The sequence below is a fragment of the Bradyrhizobium sp. WSM4873 genome (assembly GCF_055811355.1).
In genome coordinates, this window is the sequence record NZ_JBVVPS010000032.1 from 50,855 (window position 1) to 76,908 (window position 26,054).

Consider the following 26,054-nt stretch of genomic DNA (forward strand, 5'->3'; position numbering starts at 1 on the left):
TCGGTTTTGCCAGATGGCAAGGAAGCCCGCTAGCTCGCCCAGTTCTCGCGAAACTCGGGAAACAGCGTCAGGCCTCCGCAGGCATAGACGGTTTGCCCGGTGATGTAACTGGCCTCATCCGAGGCGAGGAAGGCGAACACGGCGGCGATTTCTTCCGGCGTGCCGACGCGGCCGAGCGGAATGTGGCTGGTGACCACGCCGCGCTTTTCCGGATCGCCGGTCCACGCCGCGTTGATCGGCGTGTCGATCGCACCGGGGCCGACCGCATTGACGCGAATGCCACGGCCGGCAAATTCCAGCGCCAGCGTACGCGTCAGATTGGCCATGCCGCCCTTGCTGATGGAATAAGCGAGGTAGCCCGGTTTCGGGATGATCTGGTGCACGCTGGAGCAATTGATGATGCTGCCGCCTCCGCCGCGCGCGACGAAATGGGCAAGCGCCTTCTGCGCGCAGAGCACGGCGCCGTTGAGATTGACGTCGATGATGCGGCGATAGGTGTCGATGTCGAGCGCCTCGCTCGGCGATTCCCGCTGGAAGCCCGCATTGTTGACCAGGCAGTCGAGGCGCTTCCAGCGCGCCAGGATCGTCTCGAACATTGCAGCGACGTCCTGCTCGCTGCTGACGTCGGCCTTGACGATGGTGTGATCGAGCTTGCCATGGCCGCGATCGCTCGATGCCGTACGCGCCAGGGCGAGCACCTCCTCCGCCTTTTCGGGATGATCGACATAGTTGATGGCGACGGACGCACCTTCCTGCGCGAGCCTGATTGCGACGGCGCGCCCGATGCCTTGGGAGGCGCCGGTCACCAACGCGTATTGGCCGACGAGGCGCGAGGAAAAGGTGGTCGAGCGGTCAGTATGTGGCATCGTTCTTCTCCGGGGGACACATCAACATGGAGGGAACCGGCGTTTTGTTCCATCCCCCCGCGCAACACTGGGATTCACCCTTGGCGGCGAGCCAGTCGCGAAGTCAGGATCTGGTACAGGATGATGGCGCCAAAGGTTGCGGTGCCGATCCCGCCGATCGTGAAGGCGCCGAATTTGAGTGTGAGGTCGCCGGCGCCTGCGGTCAGCGCCACGGCGACGGTGATCAGGTTTGCCGGACTTGAGAAGTCGACCTTGTTCTCGACCCAGATCCGGCCGGCCATCGCGGCGATCAATCCGAACAGCACGATCGAGAGCCCACCGATGACGGGACCCGGGATCGACAGGACCAGCGCGCCGAATTTCGGCGAGAAGCCGAGCACGATCGACACCAGGGCCGCGAAGGCAAACAGCAACGTCGAATAGACCTTCGTCGCCGCCATGACGCCGATGTTCTCCGCGTAGGTGGTGACGCCGGTGCCGCCGCCGCAGGCCGCCACGATGGTCGCGAGGCTGTCGGCGAGCAAGGCGCGGCCGAGATAGTCATCGAGGCTCCGGCCCGTCATGGCGCCGACCGCCTTGATGTGACCGAGGTTCTCGGCGACGAGGATGATCGCAACGGGCGCGATCAAGAAGATCGCATCGGTCTGGAAGGTCGGCGTGGTGAAGTTCGGCAGGCCGATCCACGGCGCAGCTGAAACTTGCGTGAAGTCGATCGGCTTGCCGAAGCCGAGGCCGTTCGCGAACAGCAGGTACAAAAGATATCCGCCGATCGCGCCGAGAATGATCGGCAGGCGGCGCCACAAGCCAGGTGCGCCAACGGCAACCACGCCGATGATCAGAACGGTCGCGAGCCCGATTCCTGTGTCGAACGCATTGGCGCTCACGGCCTTCACCGCCACCGGTGCAAGGTTGAGGCCGATCGCGGCGACCACCGCGCCGGTGACGACCGGCGGCAACAGCCTCTCGACCCAGCCAACCCCCGACCACATCACGATCAGCGCGATCATGCCGTAGAGGACGCCCGCTCCGACGATCCCGCCAAGCGCAACCGACAGGTTCGGGTTCGGCCCGTGCCCGGCATAGCCGGTGGCGGCGATGACGACCGCGATGAACGCGAAGCTCGAGCCGAGATAGCTCGGCACGCGCCCCGCGACGACGACGAAGAAGATCAGCGTGCCGATGCCGGAAAACAGCACCGCAACATTGGGATCGAACCCCATCAGCAGCGGCGCGATGATCGTCGAGCCTGACATTGCGACGCAATGCTGGAGACCGGAGACCACGGTCTGGCCAAGCGGCAGCCGCTCCTCGGGCATGATCACGCCGGAGGACTTCAGAGTCCAATGCGGGAAATAGCCTTGCGCTCGCTCGTCGGAGCCCCTTGCAATCGGCATGTTCCCCCCAGTTGCGGTGCAGCGACCGATCTTCGTGCGAACAGACAAAAATGTGATTGTCGCTTCTGCGGCGGCCATCACATGATGCAAATCAAACAAGATCAATACGTTCCGGGGCGTATTCTATGACACAGATTGCGATCCAGCCAGCCATCCACCGGCGGCACCAGCCCTGGTACAAGATCCTCTACATCCAGGTGCTGATCGCGATCGCGCTCGGGGTGCTCGTCGGCTATTTCTATCCCGATCTCGGCAAGGCCCTGAAGCCGCTCGGTGACGGCTTCATCGCGCTGATCAAGATGATGATCGCGCCGGTGATCTTCTGCACGGTGGTGCACGGCATCTCCTCGATGGGTGACCTCAAGCGCGTCGGCCGGGTCGGGCTGAAGTCGCTGATCTATTTCGAGACGGTCTCGACAGTGGCGCTCGCGGTTGGCCTGCTGGTCGGCGAGGTGCTCCAGCCCGGACACGGCTTCAACATCGATCCCGCCACGATCGACCCGAAATCGGTGGCGACCTACGTCACCAAGGCCAAGGAAGAAGGCATCGTCGCCCATCTGATGGCGATCATCCCCGACAGCTATCTTGGCGCCATCGCACGCGGCGATCTGTTGCAGGTGCTGCTGATCTCGATCCTGTCGGGCTTCGCCATTGCCTTTCTCGGCAAGGCCGGCGAGCCCATTGCGGAGGCGATCGACAAGGCCGCAAAGATGTTCTTCGGCATCATTCGCATCATCGTGCGCGTCGCGCCGATCGGGGCGTTCGGCGCAATGGCCTTCACCGTCGGGGCTTACGGCCTCGGTTCGCTGCTCAACCTCGCAGCCCTGATCGGCACGTTCTATCTCACCAGCATCCTGTTCGTTGTAGTCGTGCTCGGCGCAATCGCGCGGCTCGCCGGCTTCTCGATCCTGCGTTTCATCGCCTACATCAAGGACGAGCTGCTGATCGTGCTCGGCACCTCGTCGTCCGAAACGGTGCTGCCGCAGATGATCCAGAAGATGGAGCATCTCGGCGCTTCGCGCTCGGTGGTCGGCCTCGTCATTCCAACCGGTTACAGCTTCAACCTCGACGGCACCAACATCTACATGACGCTGGCGACGCTATTCCTGGCGCAGGCGACCAATACCCATCTGACCATCTGGCAGGAGCTCGGCATTTTGGGCATCGCCATGATCACCTCAAAGGGCGCCTCGGGCGTGACCGGGGCAGGCTTCATCACGCTCGCGGCTACGCTCTCGATCGTGCCCGACATCCCGATCCAGTCGATCGCGATCCTGGTCGGCATCGACAAGTTCATGAGCGAGTGCCGCGCGCTGACCAATCTGATCGGTAACGGCGTCGCCTGCGTCGTCATCAGCATCTCCGAAGGCGAGCTCGACCGTGATGCGCTGCACGAGACCATGGCCCATCCGCTGGAGATGGGTGAGGCGCTTGAACCGGGCGGCAGCGCCGCCTCCTAGGCCGCGCGCGGGTTTGGCGGAGTCCGGTTCCAACGCGGTAGTTTCCCGGAGTGGTAAATTGGCGCGTCGCGAGTCACAACAATTGCGTTGGGATCACGGATTGATACTCATGTTTTCCACCCGACGCGCTGGGGGCAGGGCGTCGGGTTTTTGAAAATCACTGCAAAGGTCGACGCCGCGACCGGCGCGCCGTCGACGGCCCGGATTGGCATCCTCATTCCGGCGGCTGGACGCCCGGCTTCAGTCGCCATCGGCAGACGCCGTTAGCCCTTGAGGGCGGTGACCACGACCTCGATCAGCGCGCTGCCGCCGAGATCGGCGACGCCGACGGTGGCGCGGGTCGGCAGATTGTCGCCGAAGAACTCGGTCCAGACCGCGTCCATCTCCTTCTTCTTGGAAAGGTCCGTGACGAAGATCGAGGTGCTCACGACGCGCGACTTGTCGGTGCCCGCCTCCTTCAGATAGCCGGCGATCTTGCCGAGGATGTTGCGGGTCTGCTCGCCCATCGACACCGAGGTGTCGTCGGCGATGGTACCGCCGATGAAGACAAAGCCGTTGGCTTCGACGGCGCGGTGCATGATGGGCGTGCGGATGCTGCGGGTAATGCTCATGATGTCCTCTTGATGCTAGAGCGTGGAAGGATGGAAACGGTCGATGCCGAGATCGCCGATGCGGGTCTGGGTGCCGCCGTTGACGATCAGCTCCGCCATGACGGCGCCGGCGCCGGGGCCGAGCTGGAAACCGTGCAGCGAGAAGCCGAACTGGTGATAGAGGCCCTTGTGGCGGCTGCTCGGCCCGAACACGGGCAGATCGTCCTTCGTCTTGGCCTCGATGCCGGCCCAGGCGCGGACGATCGTCGCGCTGCGCATGACCGGGAACAACTCGAACACGGTGCGCGCGCTGGTTGCGAGGCTTTTCCAGTCCAGCACCGTCTCGTTGCGATCCTGATAGGGCGTCGCCAGATGGCCGCCGCCGATCAGCACCGTGCCGTTCTTGAATTGCTTGAAGGACAGTTTGCGTCCGCGCAGGATCACGACGGGGTCGATGAAATGCGGCACGCGCGAGGTGATCATCAGCATCGGCGCCACGCTCTCGACCGGAACGGGCTCACCGAGCGCCGCTGCGATGGTTCCGGCCCAGGCGCCGGCGGCATTGACGAGCACCGGCGCGGCAAAGCTCTCGGCGCCGACATCGACACGCCAGAGGCCGTCGGTGTGCCGGATGTTCGTGGCCGCAATGCCCTCGCGAACGATCGCACCGAGCTGGCCGGCCTTGCGCCGGAACGCCGTCGTTGCCTGCGCGGGATTGGCCGCACCGTCGCGGCGCGAGACCACGCCGCCGGGACAGGTCTCAGCGACGGCAGGCACGAGGCGCCGCAGCTCGGCCGCATCGATCAGCTCCTCGTGGGTGAAGCCGAGCGCGTTGAGCTCGGCCACACGTGCGCGGCAGACCGCGAGTTCCTCCTCGTTCTCTGCGACGAGGACCTGGCCATAGCTCTCAAAGCTGCAATCGTCGTCGAGGAGATCGGTGATCTTCTCCCAGATTCCCATCGAGCGGATCGACAGCGGGATTTCGGGGATGTGCCGCGCGAGTTGGCGCACGCCGCCTGCGTTGACGCCGGAGGCGTGGCGGCCGGCATAGTCCTTCTCGATCAGCACTGGCTTCAAGCCGGCCAGACACAGATGCAGCGCAGTCGAGCACCCGTGGATGCCGCCGCCGACGACGATCGCATCCACGTTTTTCGTCATCCGCGCACCACCGCCTTGATGTCGTCTTCGCTCTTCGGAACCGCGGCAAGCTCGGCGAGCGTGATCGGCTTGACCGGCGCGCGCAGCCGGTAATAGCCGATCTCCTGCGGGCTCTTGTCCCGCGCCTGCGCCATCAGCTCGGTGACGGTGAGGCCGCAGAGCCGGCCCTGGCACGGACCCATGCCGGTGCGGCGATAGGCCTTGAGCTGGTTCGGCCCGGTCGCGCCGATCGCGACGGCGTCGAGAATATCCTTTGCGGTGACCTCCTCGCAGCGACAGACGATGGTGTCGCCCGCGGGAATGCGAAACTGAGGCGCCGGACGGAACAGCGTGTCGAGGAAAACGCGGCCACGCTCGGACTTGGCGAGATCGGCGCGGAGGCTCGCCATCGGCGCAAGTTTTGTGGCAGCCGCAGGCGCCAACGCCTCCAGTGCCGCGCGTGCCGCGATGCGGCCGCGCACCACGGCTGCGTTCGCGCCGCCGATGCCGGCGCCGTCGCCGGCAATCGCAATGCCGGCGACCGACGAATTGCCGCTGGCATCGAGCACCGGAGACCAGCACAATTGCAGATCATCCCAGCGATGCTCGATTCCGGCCGCCATCGCCAGATTGACGTTGGGCACGACGCCTTGATGGAGCAATAGCAGTTCCGCGGGGATGGTCTCGCGCTTGCCACCCGCGACATAGCTGACATTCGCGAGTTGGCCGTCGCCAGAGGCCGCAAGCTCGGTGACACCGGAGACGACCTGCACCTTCGCCTTCACCTCGCGCATCATCGACAGGCCCTTGGCGAAATAGGGCGAGGTCACGAAGGCAAAGGCGTAGGGGAGAGCCGCGAAATAATTGCCGCGCTCGGTGGTGTCGAGAATGCGATCGATGCGGCCGCCGAGACGCAAGATCTGCGCGGCGAGCAGCCAGAGCAACGGCCCCTGCCCCGCGATCACCGTGTGTCCGTCAGGCACCAGGGCCGATGATTTCAACATCGTCTGCGCGGCGCCCGCGGTCATCACGCCCGGTAGTGTCCAGCCCGGAATCGGGAACGGCCGTTCCAGCGCGCCGGTCGCGAGGATCACGCGCTTCGCCTTGACGAACGCTGAGGCGCCGCCGATCGAGACCGCGATGTCGAGATTGCGGTCGAGGCTCCAGACCGTGGCGCGGTGAATCACCTCGGCGTCGCTCGCGCGCAGCGCCTGCACGAGATCGGCGCCCGCCCAATAGTCGGCGCCGAGCTGATTGCGCTCGGTCACCGGCGTCGAGGAGATGGCGCGGAACACCTGTCCGCCGGGCCCGACATTCTCGTCGAGCAGCAGCGTCGACAGGCCCGCTTCGGCGGACGTCGCAGCAGCGGCAAGGCCGGCAGGCCCGGCCCCGATCACCACGACGTCGTATTCTTCGCGCTTGGGAGCCACAGTCATTTTCCGATCTCCCGCTTGCCCTTCTGAATCTCGATCTGCATGCCCTCAGCGACCGGCACCAGGCAGCCCTGTCGGTTGCCGACGCCATCGATGGTGACGAGGCAATCGAAGCACACGCCCATCATGCAATAGGGCAAACGCGGCGCGCCGCTCACCGCGGTCGAACGGCGTGCATCGCAGCTCGAGGCCAGCAGCGCCGCGGAGACTGTGTCGCCCTGCCGCGCCGCCACGACAACGCCATCGACGAAGATTTGCACCGACGGCCGTTTGTCCTGTTCGGATCGTTTGAACATCTGGGTTCCTTCAATATCCCTAGTAGCCGCTGTTGTTCGCGGCACCGGCAGCGCCAAAACGGCTGGCAGAGAACGCACCGACCAGCTCCGGCTCGAGCGCGCCCTGCGCAACCATCCGCGCGATCTCGAAAGCGTGGTTGGAGGCGAGCGTCACGCCGGAATGGCAGCAGGCGACGAAGGCGCCGGGATGCGTTTCCGACTGGTCGTAGATCGGAAAGCCGTCCTGCGGCATGACGCGGATGCCGGCCCAGCTCCTGACCACGTTGAGCCGCGCGAGATGCGGAAACATGCGCTGGGCACGATCGGTCATCACGGCGCTGATCGAATGCTTCATCGTGCGATCGTCGAGCTCGTCTTCCTTGCTGTCGCCGATCATCACCGTGCCCTCGTCGGTCTGGCGGATCGTGGTCAGCGGATGCGGCAGAAACGGCATGGTGCGCTCGGTCACCACGATCTGGCCACGGGTCGGGCCCATCGGGGCGTAAAGGCCGACCATCGGCGCCAGCGTCTGGTTGGCATTGCCGGCGGCGAGCACGATCTTGGCGGCACGGAGCTCGCCCTGCGGCGTCGTCAGGCGAAATTCACCGCCGCTCTGGCTGATCGCCGAGACCGGACGCTCCGGAAGATAATCGATGCCGAATGCCCTAAAGCCGGTGTGGAACGCACGAAACGTGCGCAGCGAATTGACGTGACCGTCGAGCGGACAATAACTGCCGCCGGAAACTTCAGGTCCGATCAGCGGCAGCGCCTTCTTCACCTCGGACGCCGGCAGCATCTCCATCTTGTAGTCGGCGGCGCCGGTCTGATTGTGCATGCGCTTGACCAGCTCGGCGCGCTGGCCGAATTCGTCGTCGCCGAGCGTCAGATGAAAGCCGCCATTTTGTTGAAGCGACACATTCAGGCCGGTCTGCTGTTTCAGCTCGGACGCGAGCCGGCCCCACGCCTGCGACGCCTGCACGGTCCAGACCGTATAGGCGGGCATGCCAAGCCCTTTGCTCTGGACCCAGACCAGTGCAAAGTTCGCCCGCGAGGCTCGCTTGGTGATGTCGCCTTCGTCGAGCACGGCGACGCGCTTGCCGAGCCGGCCGAGGCCCCAGGCGATGGCGGAGCCGAGCAATCCGCCGCCGACGACGGCGACGTCGTAATCTGTTCGCATGGATTCTCCTATCGCCCTGTATCGCCCTTGCCGGCGAGCACGCGGTCGAGCCCGTAGAAGCGGTCGAGCAGAATGAGGGCGGTCATGGTGATCGCGATCACGCAGGCCGAGACCGACGTCACCAGCGGATCGATGTTGTCCTGGATATAGAGGAACATGCGCACCGGCAGTGTTTCGGTGCCGGGTGCCGCGAGGAAGACGGTCATGGTGAGATCGTCGAAGGACTGGATGAAGGCGAGCGCCCAGCCGCTGATGACGCCGGGCAAGATCAGCGGCAGCGTCACGCGGCGGAACAGCGTCCAGCCGCCGGCACCGAGAGAGACCGCCGCCATCTCGACCGAAAGGTCCATACCGGTCGCCGCCGCCAGCGTCAGCCGCAGCGCGAACGGAAACACGATGATGACATGCGCGATGATCAGCGCGGCGAAGCTGCCGCCGAGGCCAGCCGAGGTGAAGAAGCGCAGGAAGGCGATGCCGAGCACGACATGCGGGATCATCAGCGGCGAGAGAAAGAGGGCCGCGAGCGCATTACGGCCGCGGAACCGATAGCGCGCGATCGCGAGCGCGGCAGGCACCGCGAACAGCAGCGCCACGAAGGAGGACAGTGCGCCAAGGCCAAGACTGACCCAGAAAGCATGGACGAATTCAGGATAGTTGGCGATCGCCCTGAACCAGCGCAACGAAAAGCCGTTTGTCGGCAGCGACAGGAAGCCTTCTGGCGTGAACGCAACGAGGCAAACGACGAGGATCGGCGCCACCATGACGATGACGAAGACGGTGTGAAAGATCAGCGCCAGCGGTCCGTTCCGGCTCATCGGAACACCTCCGCGTAGCGACGCTCGATCAGCGCGTTGCTGCCGACGACGATCAAGACCAGCGCGGCCAGCAGCAGCGTGGCGACTGCGGCACCCAGCGGCCAGTTCAGCGTGTTGAGGAACTCGTCATAAGCCAGCGTCGCCGCGACCTTGAGCCGACGGCCGCCGATGATCGCGGGCGTCGCGAACGCGCTGGCCGAGAGCGAAAACACGATGATCGCCCCCGACAGCACGCCCGGCATGATCTGCGGCATGATGATGCGACGGATGATGGTCACGGGGCCGGCGCCGAGCGACATCGCGGCATTCTCGATCTGCGGATCGAGACGCTGCAGCGCCGCCCACACCGACAGCACCATGAATGGCATCATCACATGCGCAAGTGCGACCACCATGCCGGTTTCGGTGAACATGAAGGGGATGGGCGCGCGGATCAGCCCGGCCGACATCAACAGCTTGTTGACGAGGCCGTTGTTGCCGCCGAACAGCAGCGCCCAGCCGAGCGTGCGCGCGACTACGGAAATCAACAGCGGCCCCAGGATGACCAGCAGGAAGATGCTCTTCCAGCGTCCATCCATGCGGTTGAGGATGTAGGCTTCGGGCGCACCGAGCACGGCCGTGAGCAGCGTGGTCAGGATCGCGATGCGAAACGTCCGCCAGAACATCTCGGCGTAGTAGGGATCGGTTACGATCTCGTGCCAGTTCTTGAGGATGAAGACCGGCTCGATGCCCTTGTACTGGCCCCAATCGTGGAACGACAGCATCACGGTCATCGCGAGTGGAATCAGGAGCACGCCAAAGAACAGCATCAAAGCGGGCGCAGTCAGCGCCCAGGGGGTGCGTGCGTTTCGTTCCTCGGCAGAGGCGCTCATGCGACGCCCCTCACGCCCATGTCTTCCGGCCGCCAGGTGAGGTGAACGGCCTCGCCTTCGACCGGCTGCGATCGGCCGTCATTCTGGCGGATCACAGTCGCCGGGCCACACTCGCTCTCGCACTGGAACAGCCAGTGATTGCCCTGGAAGATGCGCGTGACGATCTTTGCGCTGAGGCCTGCGTCGCCAAAGTCGATCCGCTCGGGGCGAATGCTGATAGTGACGGGACCGCTGAGCGCGGCAGGCGCAGGCGCGCTCCACGACCCGGCGATCAATCGCGCAGGCGCACTCGTCCGATCGATCGTCGCGGCAAAGTCGTTGGTCTTGCCCAAAAACTGCGAGACGAAGGCCGATGCCGGCCGCTCGTAGGTCTCCTGCGGCGTGCCGATCTGCTCGATCCGGCCCTGGCTCATCACCACGATGCGGTCGGACAGCGACATCGCCTCGTTCTGGTCGTGGGTGACGAGGATCGTGGTGGTGCCGATGGTGCGCTGGATCTGGCGCAGCTCGATCTGCATTTCCTCACGCAGCTTGGCGTCGAGATTCGATAGCGGCTCGTCGAGCAGCAATACGCTCGGCTTGATCACCAGCGCGCGCGCCAGTGCCACGCGCTGCTGCTGGCCGCCGGACATGCGGCGCGGATGACGATCCTCGTAGCCGGCAAGTCCGACCATCGCGAGCGCGGCGCGGACCCGCTCGGTCCGTTCGCCGCGCGGGACATTGCGCATCTCGAGGCCGAAGGCGACATTCTCGGCCGCGGTCATGTGCGGAAACAGCGCGTAGCTCTGGAACACGATCCCGAGCCCGCGTTTGGCCGGATGGATCGCGGTCAGATCCTTGTCCTCCAGCCGGATCGCGCCGCGGCTGGGATCGAGGAAGCCCGCGATCATCTGCAGGGTCGTTGTCTTGCCGCAGCCGGAGGGGCCGAGAAAGGAGATGAACTCCCCCTTCCCCACCGCGAGACTGAAGTCGTCGACGACAGTCTGCGCTCCGAATTGCTTGGCGACCCCTTCGAGCTCGAGATAGGCCATCGCACTGTCTCCGGGATGACCGATCAGCGCTCGACCTCGCGATTCCAGCGCTTGGTCCATTCCTCGCGCTTCTCGTTGATGACGGTCCAGTCCGGATTATACAGCTTTGCGGCACGCTCGCCGATCGGCGCCATCTTGCCGAGCTCGGGCGGGATCACCAGCGATTTCAGCACCGGGCCGTAGCCGTAATCCTTCAGCATCACGAGCTGGATCTTGGGTTCGAGCAGCATCTTGACGAAGCTGGACGCAAGCGGCGAGGCGTTCGGCTTGGCGATCGGACAGGCGGTCGTCAGCAACGTCGCGGCGCCCTCCTTCGGGTAGACGAAGTCGACGGGGAAACCGGTATTGGCAAAACTCTGCACGCGGCCCGTGCCCCACACGGCGATCACGGCCTGGCCGGACTGGAACAGCTCGGTCATCTTGCCCGGCGACGGCTCATAGGCGAGCACGTTCGGATTGATCTGCTCCTTGAAGATCTTGAATCCGGAATCGACGTTGGTCTCGCCACCGCCATTCATCTTCGACAGCATCACCAGGGCTTCGAGGCCATAGGTGTTGTTGATCGGCGGGATCACGAGCTGCTTGGCGTATTTCGTGTCCTTGAGATCGTTCCACGATGTCGGCGGCGCCCACCCTTTTTCGGCAAACACCTTGGTGTTGTACATCAGGCCGGTGGCGACGATGCCGATCGCGACCGCACGATCGTCCTTGAAGCGCGCGGTGTCGTAGAGATCGGTCGGCAAGCCCTCGAGCTTGCCGCAGAAGCCGAGCTGGATCGCTTGGTACATCGGGCCGTCGTCGACGATGGCGACGTCGATCTGCTGGTTGCCCTTCTGCGCCTGCAGCTTTGCCAGCGTGTCGGTGGAGTTGCCGGCGACGTACTCGACCTTGACGCCGTTCTCCTTCTCGAAGGCCGGGATCACCTCGTCACGAATGGTCTTCTCGAACGAGCCGCCATAGCCGGCGACATAGAGCGTCTTTTGCTGGGCCGTGGCGACCGACGGGGCGGCGATGAGTGCCGCGATGCTGACCGCTGTCAGAAGGCGAAAAGTCTTCATGTGGTCCGATCTCCATACCGGGATGAGGTGACGCGTCGACGAGTCTCGCTGGCTGAACCTTCCGCATTTCCTTCCGCGCAGACCCTCTCGGACCAGGGCTCCGGTCCCTGCTCGGCGGGTTTTGGCGCGATCCGGAGGTCGAACCCCTCCAATCTGCCGAAAAAGCGGGCCGTCTCCAGCTCTGATGAAAAAGATCGCAAACTCCGGCTTCCATCGTCCAATGAATAATGGCAGCCTCTGCATGCCTAAATGTTATGGATGGAGTTCGGGATGGCGCGGATCAATTCGCGGCAGGTGGAGGCCTTCCGGGCGACGATGCTGACCGGCAGCGTGACTGAGGCGGCGGCGCTGATGAAAGTGACGCAGCCGGCGGTCAGCCGCTTGCTGCGCGACCTCCAGGCGCTGTTGAAGATGGAGCTGTTCGAGCGGCGCGGCACCGGCCTCGTGCCGACCGCTGCGGCCATGGCACTCTACACCGAAGTCGAGCGCTCCTTTGTCGGCCTCGAACGCATCACCGCGGCAGCCGAAGAAATTCGCGGCCGCCGCACCGGCTCGCTGCGGATTGCGGCACTGCCAGCACTGTCGAATGGCTATTTGCCGCGGCTCACCGGGCACTTCCTGAAGGAGCGGCCGAACCTCAACCTCGCTTTCTTCGGCGTGATCTCACCGATCGTGGTCGATTGGGTGCTGAACAACCAATGCGACGTCGGCTTTGCCGAGGTGCCGATCGCGCATTCGGGCTTGCCGAGCCAGAAGCTGCCGGCGCCCGCGCGTGTGGCTGTACTGCCCACCGGTCACCGCCTCGCGGAAAAGGAAGTGCTGGAGCCCCGCGATTTCGAGAGCGAGACTTTCATCTCGCTGTCGGCGGGCTCGTCGAGTCGCCACCTCGTCGACCAGGTCTTCCATCGCCACGACGTCCGCCGCGTGCTCAGGGTCGAGACCACGCTATCTGAAATCATGTGCGGCATGGTGTCGTCGGGACTTGGCGTTGCGATCTGCGATCCCTTCACTGCGCAGGAATTTTCCACGCGCGGCGTCGTCGTGCGCCGCTTCCTGCCGCGCATCGACTTCGAATTCTCGGCCGTCTTTCCGGCGCAGCGCAGCCCCTCGCCGGTGGCGCTGGATCTGGTCGAGACCATGCGCAAGGCGCTCGCCGAATTCGACGAGCCAACCCTCAGCCGTTGAACGCCGCCTGCGCTTCCGGCAGGTCCCAGATCTTGCCGATCGCAGCGGTCCCCGCCGCCGTGATCGCCGCCTCGTCAGCGCCGAGATAATGCCCGGCATCGACCAGCATGCGGCCGTCGACCATGACCTGAGCGATATTGGCGCGATTGGCGAGTGCGATCAGTGCGCGGCGCGGATCGAACAACGGCTGAAGATGCGGATGGGTAAGATCGACGATCGTGAGGTCGGCGGTCGCGCCCGGCTCGATCCGGCCGAGATCGGGCCGCTTGATGACATCGGCGGCGATCGCCGTGTTCGCCTCGATCAACTCGGGCGCGTTCGCGACATCGGCGCGCGCCGAGGTGATCTTGGAGATCAGTGACGCCGCGTTGAGCTCGCCGAGCAGGTCCATATTGTAGCCGTCGGTACCGACCACGGTGCGCACGCCGTGCTCCGCGAACCGGCTAAACGCGGCGGTGACGCCGGCGCGCGCGAACACGCGCGGGCAGTTGAGAACCGTCATGCCGCGCGCGGCCATCAGCTTGAGATCGTCGTCGCTGCTGAACATGCAATGCGCCGCCATCAGATCGGGCGCAAGCAGGCCGAGCCAGTCCAGATATTGCGCCGGCGTGCGGCCACCATAGCGCTTGCCGATGGTCTCGACCTCGGCACGGCTCTGCGCCATGTGGGTCGTGATGGGGACGCCGAGCTCGCGCGCTCGCGTCGCGCAGGCCTTCAGCAGATCGGGACCGCAGGTGTCGGTCGCATGCGGGCTCATCGCGAGACTGATGCGGCCGTCGCCCCGGTTGTTCCAGCGCTGATAGAGCGCATCCCACGTCGCCATGTCGGCGGTGCCGTCATCGCCGGAATAGCGAACCACGCCGTCCGGACCCGCCTTGGCGTCGGACGTCGAGAACAGATAGGGCGCGCCGTGGAAGCGGATACCCATCTCTTCCGCCGCGTCGAACATCTCGGGGATCGAGTTGCGGAACGGCTCCATCACCGTGGTGGCGCCGCCCTTGAGGAGCTGGAGTATGCCGAGCCTCGCGACAGCCAGGCGCTCCTCCGTCGACAGTATTTCGGCGCCGCGCTTGGTCAGCGGCAGCAGCACCGTGTAGACGATGCTCTGGTTGTTGCGGCGGCCATTGCCGTCCTCGGTGTGACTGCGCGCCACCGCTTCCGAGAAGCAGTGATTGTGCAGGTTCAGCAGGCCCGGCAGCACGAATCGGCCGGGACGGTCATGCACCTCGTCCGCGCGCGGCTTATCGCGCGCAATCGCGGCGATCTTCTTGCCTTCGACCAGAACCCAATGGTCGCGCAACACATCCTGCGCGCCGTCCTTGCGAGACAGCACATAGCTGCCGAAAATTGCTGAGGTGCTCATGCGGGGCGTACGTTCCAGAAGACGGCGGTGCCGTCGAGAATGCCGGTGACGGCTTTGCGATAGGCGGTCGGCTGCTTGTACAGGCCGATCGGAATATAGGGGATTTCCTGGAAAGCCACCGCCTGGATCTCACGGCAGATGCGCTGCTGCTCCGCGAGCTCGGAGGCCGCCAGCCACTGGCTGCGCAGGCCGGCCATCTTCTCGCTCGCATACCAGCCGGCGACCTTGCCTTCGCCGCGGATGTTGGTGTTGCCGGCCGGATTGAGCCAGTCGATGCCCTGCCAGTTGCCGACCGCCGCGCTCCAGCCGCCCTGACCGATTGGATCTTTCTTGATCTGGCGCTGCAACACCACCGCGAAATCGAGCCCGGCATATTCGACGTTCATGCCGGCCTTGCGCAAGGAATCGACGGCGATCTCTCCAAGCGGCTTCTGCGCCAACGAGTTGGTGGGCACGAGCACCACGATCTTCTCGCCATTATAGCCGGCGGCCTTGAGATCGGCCTTCACCTTGGCGTAGTCACGCGGGCCGCGGAACACGTCGAGGCCGACATCGCTCGCCATCGGGGTATTCGGCGCGAAATAGCCGATGGGGGAGACCTGAAAGTTCGGATCGGTACCGGCCACCGCGGTCATGAAGGCGGATTGATCGATCGCGCCCAGGAGCGCGCGGCGAACGGCGGGATTGTCGAACGGCGGCTGGAGATGATTGAGACGCAGCATGCAGGCATAACCCCGGGGATCGAGGATGCGCGTCTCGATGTCGCCGGCCGCCTTGATGATCGGCAGCAGGTCGTGCGGCGTGGTCTCCTGCCAGTCCTGCTCGCCGGTCTGCAGCGCGGCGACGCCGGTGCCCGCATCGGGCGTGGTGGTCCAGATCACCCGATCGTAGTGCACGATCTTGGGACCCGCGGTCCAATCCGGCTTGCCGTCGCTACGCGGCTGATAGCGCTCGAATTTGGCATAGGCGTTGCGCGCACCCTGCACGCGCTCGTCGGCGAGATAACGGAACGGGCCGCTACCGATCACTTCGGTCAGCGGCTTGAATGGATCCTGGCTCGCCAGCCGCTCCGGCATCATGAAGCACGCGTTGATCGCGGCCTTGCCCAGCGCCTGCGGCAGCAGCGGGAACGGACGCTTGAGGCGGAAGCGGATGGTGCGGTCGTCAGTGGCCGACAGTTCGTCCGTCGCCTCCATCAGCTCACCGCCAAAGCCGTCGCGCGCGGCCCAGCGGCGGATGCTCGCGACGCAGTCCCGCGCAAGCACGCGCTCGCCGTCGTGCCAGAACAGGCCATCGCGCAAGCTGAGGTCCCATTGCAGCCCGTCGCCGGAGACGACATGGCCCGACAGCATCTGCGGCGAGACCTGCAGGGAGGAGCTCATGCCGTAGAGCGTGTCGTAGACCATGAAGCCGTGGTTTCGCGACACCTGTGCCGTGGAATAGATGGGGTCGACGAAAGCGAGGTCGATCACCGGAATGAAGCGCAGCGTCGTCTGGGATTCGGCGCGCAGGATGCCCGGAAATGACAGCGCCGGCACAGCGGCTGCGGCCTTGAGGAGCGAACGACGGGAGAGGGGCATTGCACGAGGCTCCTGAAGGATCTTACGCGTTCAACAACACCGCACCGATCGCAGCGGCCACCGCCTGCTGCGCCGGCTCGACCACGGGCACGCCGATCGCCTCCGCAATCGCCGCGCGATGCGAGGCCATCCCGGCGCAGCCCATCACCACGACATCGGCGCGGCATTGCGAGACCAGCGCGCGGCCTGCTTCGATCAACCGTCCCCGGATGTCCGCGCCTGCCGTCTCCGCGGCGCTCGCGCCGACCGACCAGCTTCCGGCATAACGACTATCGACGCCCATCACCCGCGCCATCCGCTGTTGGCGGCGAATGCTCGACGGCGACAGCGCGATGATTCCAAAACGTTCGCCCAGCATCAGCGCGCGAAAGATGCCGCACTCGGCGATGCCCATCACCGGGCGCCCGCCGGCGGCCTCGCGCACCGCATGCAGGCCGGGATCACTGAAGCAGGCGAGCACGAAGGCATCCGCATCGTCGCGCGTGACGCGATTGACCAGCGGCATGACGACGCTGTCGGCGTCGCGCTGCGAGCTGATGCCCGGCGGCCCCTCGGCAACGCCGACGACCTCGATTGCGGGTCCGCCGACGATGCGCAGCGGCGCGACGGCGTCATCGATCGCCGCCGTCACCGATGCGGAGGAGTTGGGGTTGATGACGAGGATGCGGGTCATGGCGTGGCTCAGCTTTTTCCGGCCTCGTGGCGCAGGAAGTTGGCCGCGATCTTCTCACCGGTCGTGATCCAGACATCCGGGCACGACCTTGCGTAGGTCAGGAACTCACGCAGGAGGCGCAGCCGCATCGGTCGACCGCTGCATTGCGGATGCAGCACGGTCGTCACCATCGCGCCCCAGTCGCGGACTTCGTCAAGCTCGTCCTTCCAGATCGAAAGCACATGCTCCTTGGGGAAAATCGAGCGCGGACTGAAGCGCGCGGACAGGCCGTGCATCCAGTCGTCATAGCTTGCGGTCACCGGCAGCTCGATCGTGCCCGGCTTGCCGTCTGCGAGACGATGGCGATAGGGACGCACGTCGTCGCGAAACGAGGAGGTGTAGACGATGCCGTGTCGCACCAACGCCACCCGCAGCTCCTCGGTGAACTCGCCGTAGGGCGCGCGATAGCCGGTCGGCTTGACGCCAAGCCGGCGCTTGAGCGTCTCGAAGCCGCGCTCAAGCTCCTCCTCGATCCAGGGATCGCCGGGATCGGGAAGGAGATGGTGATAACCGTGGTGGCCGATCTCGTGACCGGCCTTGAGAATGGCCTCGGCCATCGCCGGATGCGCGTCGACCGACCATCCCGTGACGAAGAAGGTCGCCTTGAGATCCAGCTGGTCGAGCAGCTCCAGGAGCTTCGGCGTGCCGACGCGCGCCTCATAGCCGCCATAGCTCATGGTGATGAGCCGCTGCGCATGCATCGCGTCCTTGCTGGTCCAGGCGCTCTCCGCGTCCACGTCGAACGACAGGAACATCGCCGAGTTGTACGGCTTCGGCCAAGGGTATTCCGGCGCAGGATCCGCGGTGTTGGCTGGGGTGAGCGGGATGCTCTGGAGTGCCTTACTGTCCAGCATTGAGGGTCGCCTTTTCGAGTGCGTTGTCGGTCAGTTTCCACTTAGCGAGCAGCGTGCGATAGGTGCCGTCCGCGATCAGCGCATCGACCGCCTCCAGCATCGCTTGCTGCAGCGCCTTTTCCTTGACCGGCAGAGCGATGCCGGTGAATTGCTGCGCGATGGGCTCGCCCACGGTCGCATAGGTGCCGGGCTCGAGATCCATGATGTAGGGCAGCGTCTCGTTGCCCTGGGCGGCGGCATCGATGCGGCCCTGCCTGAGCTGGGTGCGGGCATCGGCCGAGCCGTCGGTGCCGACGAACTGGATCGGATTGGTGCCGCAATTCTTCTCGCTCCAGGCCGCGATCTGCGCCGGGAACATGGTGCGGCGGCTGGCGCCGACCTTCTTGCCACAGAGCGCGGCCGCGTCCTTGAACTCCGCCTTACGCGACTGCTGCACGAAGAACTGCGGACCGCTGCGCAGATAATCGACGAAGGACGCGATCTCGTGCCGGCTGGCATAGTCCGTGAAGCCGGACAGGATGGCGTCCACCCGCCCGGTCGAGATCGACGGCATGAACTCGGCAAAGCTGGTCTCCTGCCATTCGATCTTGACGCCGAGCTTGCGGCCGATGGCCTCGCCGAGATCGATGTCGAAGCCGGACAACGCGTTGGTGGCGGGATCGCGGAACTCCATCGGCGGATAGTTCGGCACCAGCGCGACCTTGATGCTGCCGCGCTTGGCGATCTCCGCCGGCAGCTCGACCGCCATGACCGGAGCGCTCATGGCGCCAACGAGTGCCGCCGTAACCAGAAGTCTCTTCATCGATACGCCCCCATTCAGATCACTGCCGAAAGAAATGCCTTGGTGCGCTCCTCGCGCGGCGTGCCTAAGACGTCCGAGGCGCTGCCCTGCTCGATGATCGCGCCCTGGTCCATGTAGACGACGCGGTCGGCGACCTCGCGCGCGAAGCCGAGTTCGTGTGTCACGACCATCATGGTCATGCCGCTCCGCGCCAGCTCCTTCATGACTGCCAAGACCTCGCCGACGAGCTCGGGATCGAGCGCGCTGGTCGGCTCATCGAACAGCATCAGCATCGGCTTCATGGCAAGCGCGCGGGCAATCGCGACGCGCTGCTGCTGGCCGCCGGAGAGTTGGGCGGGATACCAGTCCGCTTTGGCCGACAATCCGACGCGCCGCAGCAGTTCGATCGCCTCCGCACGCACCTCGTCGGATTTTCGGCCCTGAACCTGGAGCGGACCTTCGGTGATGTTTTCGAGCGCGGTCTTGTGCGGAAACAAATTGAAGCGCTGGAACACCATGCCGGTCTTCAACCGCTGCCGCCCGATTTCGCGCTCGCTGAGCCGATGCAGCCGGCCGCCCTGCTCGCGCACGCCCAAGAGCTCGCCGTCGAGCCAGATGCCGCCGCTGTCGATCGCGGCGAGCTGGTTGATGCAGCGGAGCAGCGTGGTCTTGCCGGAGCCGGAGGCGCCGATCAGGCACATCACCTCGCCGGGCCGGATGTCGAGCGAGACATTTTTGAGAGCCTGAAACTCGCCAAAACTCTTGCTGACGGAGCGGATCGCGACGAGGGGTTTTGTCATCGCGCGAGCCGCAATGTGCCGCGCGCAAAACGGCGTTCGAGCAGCATCTGGAGCGGCGTCAGCACCGAGACGACGAGCAGGTACCAGAGCCCGGCGACGATCAGGAGCTCGATCACGCGCGAATTGGCGTAGTAGATGTTTTCGGCGTTGTGCAGCAGCTCCGGATACTGGATGACGCTGGCGAGCGAGGTCGCCTTCACCATGCCGATGAACTCGTTGCCGAGCGGCGGGATCACCACCCGCATCGCCTGCGGTAGAACGATCCGGCGCAGCGCACGCAAGCGTCCCATGCCGATCGCCTGCGCCGCCTCATATTGCCCGATATCGACCGACAGCATGCCGGCGCGCATCACTTCCGACGTATAGGCGCCCTGGTTGATGCCGAGCCCGAGCAGCGCGGCAAGGAAGGGCGTCATGACGTCGACGGCGCGCGCGCTCCACAGGCCGGGAATACCGATAGTCGGAAACACCAGCGCGAGATTGAACCACAGCAGCAGTTGCAGGATCAACGGCGTGCCGCGGAACAACCAGGTGTAGCCGGCGGCAACGGTCTTCAGCACCGGGTTGGGCGACAGCCGCATGATCGCGACGACCACGCCGAGGAAGATGCCAAGCGCCATCGCCAGCACCGCCATCACCATGGTGTTGACGATGCCCTCGAGAATGACCTTTGCGGTCAGGAAGCGGCTGACATAGGACCATTCGATCTGGCCGGCCGCAAACGCACGCACGATCAGTGCGAGCACAGCAACGATCAGCGCGGCGCTGAGCCAGCGAAACCAGTGCGGCTCGCGCGCGATCCGCATCCCCGACAGATCGGGAAAACCCTCCGCGAGTGCCGGTACCGGCTTCATTGCGGCGCCGCGTTCAGCATGGGCTTCTCGACTGCGTTGGCGCCGAGACCCCATTTGTCGAGGACAGCCTTGTAGGAACCGTCGGCGATCATCGCGGTGAGCTTCTCGGTCACCACTTCACGAAGCGCCGCATCGTCCTTGCGGAACATGATGCCCTGATAGCCTTTGGCGAAGGGTTCGCCGATCACGCGGTATTTTCCGGCTTCCTGCGTCTGCGCATAAGGCAGCGTCTCGCTGCCCTGTACGGCGGCATCGATGCGGCCCTGCTTGAGCTGGTTGCGAACGTCGATCGAGTTCTCGCCCGGCACGTACTGGATCGCCGGCTTGCCGGCCAGCTCGCAATTCTGCTTGCTCCACTTCTCGATTTCGACCGGGAAGCTGGTGCTGCGGGTAGTCCCGACCTTCTTGCCGCAGAGATCGGTCGCAGCCTTGGCTTCGTTCTCCGCCATCACGAAGAACTGCGGGCCGGTCCCGAGATAATCGACGAAATCGGCGGTCTCGCGCCGCGAGGCGCGATCGGAGATGCCGGAGATGATGAAATCGGCGCGCTTGGTCTGGAGCGACGGGATCAATTCGGCGAACGGCGTCTCGCTCCAGACGATCTTCACGCCGAGACGCTTCGCGAGCTCGTTCGCCAGATCGACGTCGAGCCCGACGAGCTCATTGGTCGCGGGATCGCGGTATTCCATCGGCGCGTAAGTGGAATTCACCGTGAGCTTCAACGCGCCCGCTTGCTTGATCTCCGCCGGAAGCTCCGCCGCTTGCGCGGACGTCACGGCCGCCAGCGCTGCGATGCCGAGGAAATACGAGAGGCGTGTCATGTCAGCTCCTTTGCCAACGTTGTTGGAACGTCCTGTCAGTCCGCGTCGAGAACCGCGGGCTCGATGACGCCAGCGCGTTCCGTGATCACCCTGTATTGCTCCGGCCGCCGGTGCGCGGCGAAGTTAAACATCTTGTCCTTGCCCTGGCGGCAGAGGTCGAGATCGATGTCGGCGACGATCACCTCGTCAGTCAACGTTGCGGCCTGCGCGACGATGCGGCCATTGGGATCGACGATGCAGGAGCCGCCGATCAGCCCGGAGCCGTCCTCCTCGCCGGCCTTCGCCACCGAGATCGCCCAGGTCGCGTTCATGTAGGCGTTGGCCTGCGTGACCAGCGTAGAGTGGAAGGTGCGCAAGGAGGCGTCTTCCGTGCTGCCGCCATTGGGATCATAAGCCGCCGAATTGTAGCCGATGCAGACGAGCTCGACGCCCTGCAGGCCAAGCACGCGCCAGGATTCCGGCCAGCGGCGATCGTTGCAGATCATCATGCCCATGATGGCGTGGGCCCAGGCCGATCCGGAGCGAAAGGCCGGAAAGCCGAGATCGCCGTATTCGAAATAGCGCTTCTCGAGCTGCTGGTAGCGCGCACCTTGTCGCGGCTCGACCGAGCCCGGCAGGTGCACCTTGCGATAGCGGCCAAGCAGCTCGCCGTCGCGATCGACCAGGATGGCGCAATTGTAGCGGCGTCCATCCGGCGTCAACTCGGCATAGCCGACATAGAAGCCGACGCGCAGCGCACGCGCGCGGTCGAACAAGGCGGCGACGTTCGGGTTCGGCATGCCGCGTTCGAAATAATGGTCGAGTTCGTCACCTTCGAGCAGCCAGCGCGGAAAGAATGTGGTGAAGGCAAGCTCGGGAAACACCACGAGGCTGGCGCCGCGGCCGGCCGCCTCCTCCAGCAGCGCAAGCATCCGCGACAGCGTATGCTCGCGCGTATCGGCTTTTTGCGTCGGCCCCATCTGTGCGGCGGCGGCGCGAAGGACACGAACCAAGATTGCCTCCAATCTGTGCGCAGTGCTGCCTCAATGGGCGACTGAACCCTTTGATGCGACGTGCAAATCCGCTGCCATTACGCGGAAGCGGGGCTGCAAAATCAATTCGTTCTGCTATGATGTTTTGGCCCAGAGTATAACCGGCAGTGATATGAACCTGCGCCAGCTCGAGATTCTCCGCGCCGTCATCCGCCACCGCACCACGGTTGCGGCCGCCGACGAACTGGCGCTGTCGCAGCCCGCAGTCAGCAACGCGCTGAAGACGATGGAGGCGCAGGCGGGTTTTGCGCTGTTCGAACGCGTCAACAACCGACTGTTTCCGACCACGGAAGCGATGGCGCTCTACAAGGAGAGCGAGGCGATCTTCGCGCTGCACGCCAAGCTCGAGAACCGCGTGCGCGATCTGCGCGAGAACCGCTCCGGGCATCTCGCGCTGGTCGCGACGCCGCCGCTCGCTTACAGCATCATCCCCTCGGCGCTGTCAGGCTTCCTGCGCCGCCGTCCGGAAACGCGGGTGTTCTTCGACGTGCGGCGCTATGAGGGCATCATCGAAGGCGTGCTCAACCGCGTCGCCGAGCTCGGCTTTGCGCTCGGGCTGACACATCATCCAGGCATCGCCCATGAGGTGGTGCACACCGGCGAGATGGTGTGCGTGCTGCCGCCGCAGCACCCGCTCGCCGACCTGCCGGTGATCTCGGCCGCGGACCTATCCGGTCTGCCGTTCATCGGGCTCGAGCGTGGGACGCGACTGGGCGAGGCCGTGCGTGACAGTTTTGTCCGGGCCGGCGCACCGTTCCAGCCGACCGTCGAGGTGCGCTACTGCAACACGGCCTGCGTGCTCGCCGCCGCCGGCGTCGGCGCCGCGGTGGTCGATCCCTTCTCGCCGCGGCAAAACGGCGGGACCGGCCTCGTCGTGCGGCCGTTTGCACCGACGACGCACGCGGTGGCCTATATGTTATGGTCGGAAGCCGAGCCGCTGTCGCGCCTGGCCAAGGCGTTTCTCAACGAGGTCCGGAAAGAGAGTGCGTTGCTGGAGCGCACAGCGCCACACCAGCAACATGGGGCAGGAAGCGACCAGGCTTGACCTTGACCAGAGGGCATATGGCACGCATCACCATCATCGAGACCGGGCAGGTCCCACAAAAATATCGCGAGCGCTACGGTTCGTTCCCCGACATGTTCGAGCGCATGGTCCGCGCCGGGGATCCGACAGCCACGGTTGACATCGTCAGCATCCCGAACGGCGATGCGCTTCCCGACCCGCGCAATTTGGAGGCGGTGCTGATCACCGGCGCGGCCGCCGGCGTCTATGACGGGCTCGAGTGGATCGCGCCGCTGGAAGATTTCGTGCGCACGGCCTACGCCAACAGGACACCGATGGTCGGCGTCTGCTTCGGCCATCAGCTGATCGCGCAGGCGCTCGGCGGCACCGTGCGCAAGTCGGAGAAGGGCTGGGGCATCGGCCGGCACGTCTATCAGGTGCTGCCGGACAACGGTGTCGTCGACGGCGAAGCGGTCGCCATCGCCTGCTCGCATCAGGACCAGGTCATCGAGCCGCCAAACGATGCGCTGACGATCCTCTCCTCCGATTTCACCCCGCATGCCGGCCTGCTCTACGCCAACGGCGCGACGCTGACTGTGCAGCCGCATCCGGAGTTCGACGTGGAGTTTGCGCAGGTGTGCTGCGAACTGCGCGACGGCAAGGCGCCGGACGCTGTCGTTGCCACGGCGAGGGAATCACTGGCGGAGCCGATGGATCACGCCAAGCTCGGTAGCGCGATTACGCGATTTCTGGCGCGCAGGTCCATCTCCTCGTCCTGAGGAGCGTGCCAATTGCGCGCGTCTCGAAGGATCGAGGCACCGCTGCAGCAACGGGGGCCTGCATGGTTCGGACGCCGCTTCGCGGCTCCTCACCATGAGGGTTGAAATCTCAGAACGGGCTCTCTCCTAACCCCACCACATCCGCGGGCCTCGGCCCCGGCGCCGGCCAGTGAAATCGCCTGTCCTTCTCCGTAATCACCATGTCGTTGATCGACGCCTCGCGCCGCCGCATCAGGCCGTGCTCGTCGAACTCCCACTGCTCGTTGCCGTAGGAGCGATACCACTGGCCGCTCGCATCGTGCCATTCGTACTGGAAGCGCACGGCGATGCGGTTTTCGTCGAACGCCCAGAGATCCTTGATCAGGCGGTAGTCGTGCTCCTTCTCCCATTTGCGGGTGAGGAACGCGACGATGGCTTCGCGCCCCTGAAAAACCTCGGAGCGATTGCGCCAGCGGCTGTCCTCTGTGTAGGCGAGCGAGACGCGCACCGGGTCGCGCGAATTCCAGGCATCCTCGGCCATGCGGGCCTTCTGCGCTGCGGTCTCACGGGTAAAGGGCGGAAGCGGCGGGCGCGACATGATGGCCTCATCGGTTGGCGGGAGTGCAATCTATCGCCGCGCGCGGGGGAGTCGAGAGGCCGTCCGCTATCGCCCGATCACGAAATCAGATCAGCCTTCATCAAGGCGCGGATCGACTTCGGGATCGGCTGGGCGCGGCCGCCGCTGATGAAGGCGACGCGCACCTCGGCTTTCACCAGCACGTTTTCCCCGCGCCGCACCTCCTGCGCCAGCACGATGGACGCACCCTTCACGGCGACCGGCCAGGTCACGACATCGAGCACGTCATCCATCCGGGCAGGCTTGAGGAAATCGAGATGCATCGAACGCACCACGAAGGCAAAGCCTGCGTCTTCCGCCTCGGCCTGCTCGAACAATGCCTGCTGCTCGGCGCCCATCAGCCGCAAATGATTGGTCCGCCCGCGCTCCATGAAGCGCAAATAGTTGGCGTGATAGACGATGCCCGAAAACTCTGGTTTGACGATATCGCAACAGAATACCAACTTCTTGATTTCGTTGGGGCGCTGGAGGGCGATAGCGTGAACAAGCGCAGATTTTTCTACGTCCCTTTTATGGCGAGCCGCAGCGCCTTCGGGATTAGCTTCAGTGTTCACCTAGCTCGCCTCGAGAGAAATGTCAGCCCGGCCGCGAGCATAGCGGCCCGAAGGGGCATGCGGGACGAGTGCAGCGACAACACCGGTGTTTGAGCGGCACGCGGGAACGGGGCCGTTATAACGCTCGCCACAGGCGAGCCCGTTTTCCGAGTGCCCCCGGCGAGGAGCACTTTATGGCTTGCGCGAGGCATCGTGATCCGAAGGGCCGAGACAGCATGGCTCGGCAAGCTGGCTCATAGAGCCCCGTCCGCGGAGCGGACGCGCCCACAACCTAATCAGACCCGTACTTGTGCCATGGGCGAAAACCGCGGCACTTATGAGCCTGATTTCGGGAGATCCTATCGCGGACCTCACACCACTGACCCACATTAAGAACGTGTGCGGTTATTTGCGTGAGAGTTTCCGGGTTCGTTGCTCCGTCGGCGCAGCCCCTGACTGAAAGCCCAACCGATCGCTCCTGCATTGACGGTTTCGTCCGCGGAGCCGGAGCAGGACTGGCGTGTATCGTACTCCGTCAACCCAGCTCCATGGTCTGGCCGGAATAGTCGACGAACAGCTTCTCGCCGGCGACATGGACCTGGGGACAGGATGGGCTTGAGGGGGCCGGCCCATTGCTTGTAGCGTTCGCATAGCTGAAGCAGTCGGAGTTAGGCAAAAGACCAAGGTAGCTGGGTTGCAGACTGTCAGCGGTGCGCGCCTCCTGGTTACCCCCGATCGCAATCGCTGAAATAGCGATCACGATCGGGTGGAAACGGTGATCACGATGCTCTGGAATGGGCGATCACGATGGCTTGGACTCCGTGATCACGAACGGCTGGAACACGCACTTACCGGGCGCCCCGTCGACCTACCACGCTACTACGTCGCGACGTGGAGCGATGCCGTCAAGCTGTCGGGTGCGCGAGAGGCAGGACACCGCGCTGATCTACGCTCGCAAGTCGTCCGTGAACAAGGCTCTAAGCGATTGAGCAGGAGTCAGTTTTCCGGTTGCGGCGGCATTTGAGATTGCAGGG

General features: G+C 64.8%; 26 protein-coding genes. 4 read left to right on the top strand and 22 right to left on the bottom strand.

The genetic code is table 11. The features are described from left to right. Nucleotides 1-29: 29 nt before the first annotated feature. Together AC0L21_RS30880 and AC0L21_RS30885 are read right to left on the bottom strand one after the other, a co-directional pair. On the bottom strand, nt 30-866 hold the full coding sequence (locus AC0L21_RS30880; RefSeq protein WP_473265491.1) for an SDR family oxidoreductase: 837 nt from the start codon (nt 864-866) through the stop codon (nt 30-32). A gap of 74 nt (nt 867-940) precedes the next feature. Continuing rightward, nucleotides 941-2,260, bottom strand: a complete 1,320-nt coding sequence (locus AC0L21_RS30885; protein WP_473265494.1) for a solute carrier family 23 protein — start codon at nt 2,258-2,260, stop codon at nt 941-943. Nucleotides 2,261-2,385: 125 nt separating this feature from the next. Here AC0L21_RS30885 and AC0L21_RS30890 point away from each other — a divergent pair, with 125 nt between their 5' ends. Further along, nucleotides 2,386-3,720 (top strand): dicarboxylate/amino acid:cation symporter, encoded by a 1,335-nt coding sequence (locus tag AC0L21_RS30890; protein WP_354204657.1) that lies wholly within the window; start codon nt 2,386-2,388, stop codon nt 3,718-3,720. A gap of 263 nt (nt 3,721-3,983) precedes the next feature. Here AC0L21_RS30890 and AC0L21_RS30895 read toward each other — a convergent pair whose 3' ends face one another. Genes AC0L21_RS30895 through AC0L21_RS30935 form a run of 9 tightly spaced genes read right to left on the bottom strand, consistent with a single transcriptional unit; the run spans nt 3,984 to nt 12,108 of the window. Beyond that, the gene (locus tag AC0L21_RS30895; RefSeq protein WP_007596366.1) at nt 3,984-4,331 is read right to left on the bottom strand and encodes a RidA family protein; all 348 of its coding nucleotides are present in this window, start codon (nt 4,329-4,331) and stop codon (nt 3,984-3,986) included. 15 nt (nt 4,332-4,346) lie between these two features. After that, complete coding sequence (locus AC0L21_RS30900) at nt 4,347-5,468, bottom strand: NAD(P)/FAD-dependent oxidoreductase (protein WP_473265497.1); 1,122 nt, start codon at nt 5,466-5,468, stop codon at nt 4,347-4,349. Continuing rightward, nucleotides 5,465-6,883 carry an FAD/NAD(P)-dependent oxidoreductase gene (locus tag AC0L21_RS30905; RefSeq protein WP_473265500.1) on the bottom strand — a complete coding sequence of 473 codons (1,419 nt, stop codon included), beginning with the start codon at nt 6,881-6,883 and terminating at the stop codon, nt 5,465-5,467. Before AC0L21_RS30905 ends, AC0L21_RS30900 begins: the two co-directional genes overlap by 4 nt. After that, the gene (locus AC0L21_RS30910; RefSeq protein ID WP_473265502.1) at nt 6,880-7,176 is read right to left on the bottom strand and encodes a (2Fe-2S)-binding protein; all 297 of its coding nucleotides are present in this window, start codon (nt 7,174-7,176) and stop codon (nt 6,880-6,882) included. Before AC0L21_RS30910 ends, AC0L21_RS30905 begins: the two co-directional genes overlap by 4 nt. Before the next feature lie 19 nt (nt 7,177-7,195). Beyond that, on the bottom strand, nt 7,196-8,332 hold the full coding sequence (locus AC0L21_RS30915; protein ID WP_473265505.1) for an NAD(P)/FAD-dependent oxidoreductase: 1,137 nt from the start codon (nt 8,330-8,332) through the stop codon (nt 7,196-7,198). Between the two features lie 8 nt (nt 8,333-8,340). After that, on the bottom strand, nt 8,341-9,147 hold the full coding sequence (locus AC0L21_RS30920; protein WP_473265507.1) for an ABC transporter permease: 807 nt from the start codon (nt 9,145-9,147) through the stop codon (nt 8,341-8,343). Next, the gene (locus AC0L21_RS30925; RefSeq protein ID WP_473265508.1) at nt 9,144-10,019 is read right to left on the bottom strand and encodes an ABC transporter permease; all 876 of its coding nucleotides are present in this window, start codon (nt 10,017-10,019) and stop codon (nt 9,144-9,146) included. The genes AC0L21_RS30920 and AC0L21_RS30925 overlap by 4 nt, the downstream gene beginning before the upstream one ends. Next, nucleotides 10,016-11,050, bottom strand: coding sequence for an ABC transporter ATP-binding protein (locus AC0L21_RS30930; protein WP_473265510.1), 1,035 nt, complete (start codon nt 11,048-11,050; stop codon nt 10,016-10,018). Before AC0L21_RS30930 ends, AC0L21_RS30925 begins: the two co-directional genes overlap by 4 nt. Before the next feature lie 23 nt (nt 11,051-11,073). Continuing rightward, on the bottom strand, nt 11,074-12,108 hold the full coding sequence (locus tag AC0L21_RS30935; RefSeq protein WP_473265513.1) for an ABC transporter substrate-binding protein: 1,035 nt from the start codon (nt 12,106-12,108) through the stop codon (nt 11,074-11,076). Nucleotides 12,109-12,378: 270 nt separating this feature from the next. Here AC0L21_RS30935 and AC0L21_RS30940 point away from each other — a divergent pair, with 270 nt between their 5' ends. Further along, on the top strand, nt 12,379-13,293 hold the full coding sequence (locus AC0L21_RS30940) for a LysR substrate-binding domain-containing protein (protein ID WP_473265516.1): 915 nt from the start codon (nt 12,379-12,381) through the stop codon (nt 13,291-13,293). Here AC0L21_RS30940 and AC0L21_RS30945 read toward each other — a convergent pair. Genes AC0L21_RS30945 through AC0L21_RS30985 form a run of 9 tightly spaced genes read right to left on the bottom strand, consistent with a single transcriptional unit; the run spans nt 13,283 to nt 22,050 of the window. Then, nucleotides 13,283-14,656: an amidohydrolase family protein gene (locus AC0L21_RS30945; protein ID WP_473265519.1), complete on the bottom strand. Its 1,374-nt coding sequence runs from the start codon at nt 14,654-14,656 to the stop codon at nt 13,283-13,285. The genes AC0L21_RS30940 and AC0L21_RS30945 overlap by 11 nt on opposite strands. Next, entirely contained in the window at nt 14,653-16,236 is a 1,584-nt protein-coding gene (locus AC0L21_RS30950) for an ABC transporter substrate-binding protein (protein WP_473265522.1), read from the bottom strand. The genes AC0L21_RS30945 and AC0L21_RS30950 overlap by 4 nt, the downstream gene beginning before the upstream one ends. Nucleotides 16,237-16,258: 22 nt before the next feature. Beyond that, entirely contained in the window at nt 16,259-16,909 is a 651-nt protein-coding gene (locus tag AC0L21_RS30955) for an aspartate/glutamate racemase family protein (protein ID WP_473265525.1), read from the bottom strand. A gap of 8 nt (nt 16,910-16,917) precedes the next feature. Then, nucleotides 16,918-17,802, bottom strand: coding sequence for a polysaccharide deacetylase family protein (locus tag AC0L21_RS30960; RefSeq protein ID WP_473265528.1), 885 nt, complete (start codon nt 17,800-17,802; stop codon nt 16,918-16,920). After that, nucleotides 17,789-18,604, bottom strand: a complete 816-nt coding sequence (locus AC0L21_RS30965) for an ABC transporter substrate-binding protein (RefSeq protein ID WP_027570291.1) — start codon at nt 18,602-18,604, stop codon at nt 17,789-17,791. Before AC0L21_RS30965 ends, AC0L21_RS30960 begins: the two co-directional genes overlap by 14 nt. A 14-nt stretch (nt 18,605-18,618) precedes the next feature. Next, nucleotides 18,619-19,383 carry an amino acid ABC transporter ATP-binding protein gene (locus AC0L21_RS30970; protein ID WP_473265533.1) on the bottom strand — a complete coding sequence of 255 codons (765 nt, stop codon included), beginning with the start codon at nt 19,381-19,383 and terminating at the stop codon, nt 18,619-18,621. Continuing rightward, the gene (locus AC0L21_RS30975; RefSeq protein ID WP_473265535.1) at nt 19,380-20,237 is read right to left on the bottom strand and encodes an amino acid ABC transporter permease; all 858 of its coding nucleotides are present in this window, start codon (nt 20,235-20,237) and stop codon (nt 19,380-19,382) included. The genes AC0L21_RS30970 and AC0L21_RS30975 overlap by 4 nt, the downstream gene beginning before the upstream one ends. Further along, nucleotides 20,234-21,058 carry an ABC transporter substrate-binding protein gene (locus AC0L21_RS30980; RefSeq protein ID WP_473265538.1) on the bottom strand — a complete coding sequence of 275 codons (825 nt, stop codon included), beginning with the start codon at nt 21,056-21,058 and terminating at the stop codon, nt 20,234-20,236. The genes AC0L21_RS30975 and AC0L21_RS30980 overlap by 4 nt, the downstream gene beginning before the upstream one ends. A gap of 35 nt (nt 21,059-21,093) precedes the next feature. Next, a complete protein-coding gene (locus AC0L21_RS30985) occupies nt 21,094-22,050 on the bottom strand; it encodes an N-carbamoyl-D-amino-acid hydrolase (RefSeq protein ID WP_473265542.1) in 957 nt (318 codons plus the stop codon). A 151-nt stretch (nt 22,051-22,201) separates the two neighbouring features. On the opposite strand from AC0L21_RS30985, the gene AC0L21_RS30990 reads away from it, so the two are divergent. Together AC0L21_RS30990 and AC0L21_RS30995 are read left to right on the top strand one after the other, a co-directional pair. Further along, a complete protein-coding gene (locus AC0L21_RS30990; RefSeq protein ID WP_473265546.1) occupies nt 22,202-23,134 on the top strand; it encodes a LysR family transcriptional regulator in 933 nt (310 codons plus the stop codon). 17 nt (nt 23,135-23,151) lie between these two features. After that, entirely contained in the window at nt 23,152-23,871 is a 720-nt protein-coding gene (locus AC0L21_RS30995) for a type 1 glutamine amidotransferase (RefSeq protein WP_473265550.1), read from the top strand. A gap of 109 nt (nt 23,872-23,980) precedes the next feature. Here the strand turns inward: AC0L21_RS30995 and AC0L21_RS31000 are convergent, their stop codons facing one another. Both AC0L21_RS31000 and AC0L21_RS31005 read right to left on the bottom strand, forming a co-directional pair. Continuing rightward, nucleotides 23,981-24,448, bottom strand: a complete 468-nt coding sequence (locus AC0L21_RS31000; RefSeq protein WP_473265554.1) for a nuclear transport factor 2 family protein — start codon at nt 24,446-24,448, stop codon at nt 23,981-23,983. 77 nt (nt 24,449-24,525) lie between these two features. Next, nucleotides 24,526-24,930: a YbgC/FadM family acyl-CoA thioesterase gene (locus AC0L21_RS31005; RefSeq protein WP_473265555.1), complete on the bottom strand. Its 405-nt coding sequence runs from the start codon at nt 24,928-24,930 to the stop codon at nt 24,526-24,528. Between the last annotated feature and the right edge of the window lie 1,124 nt (nt 24,931-26,054).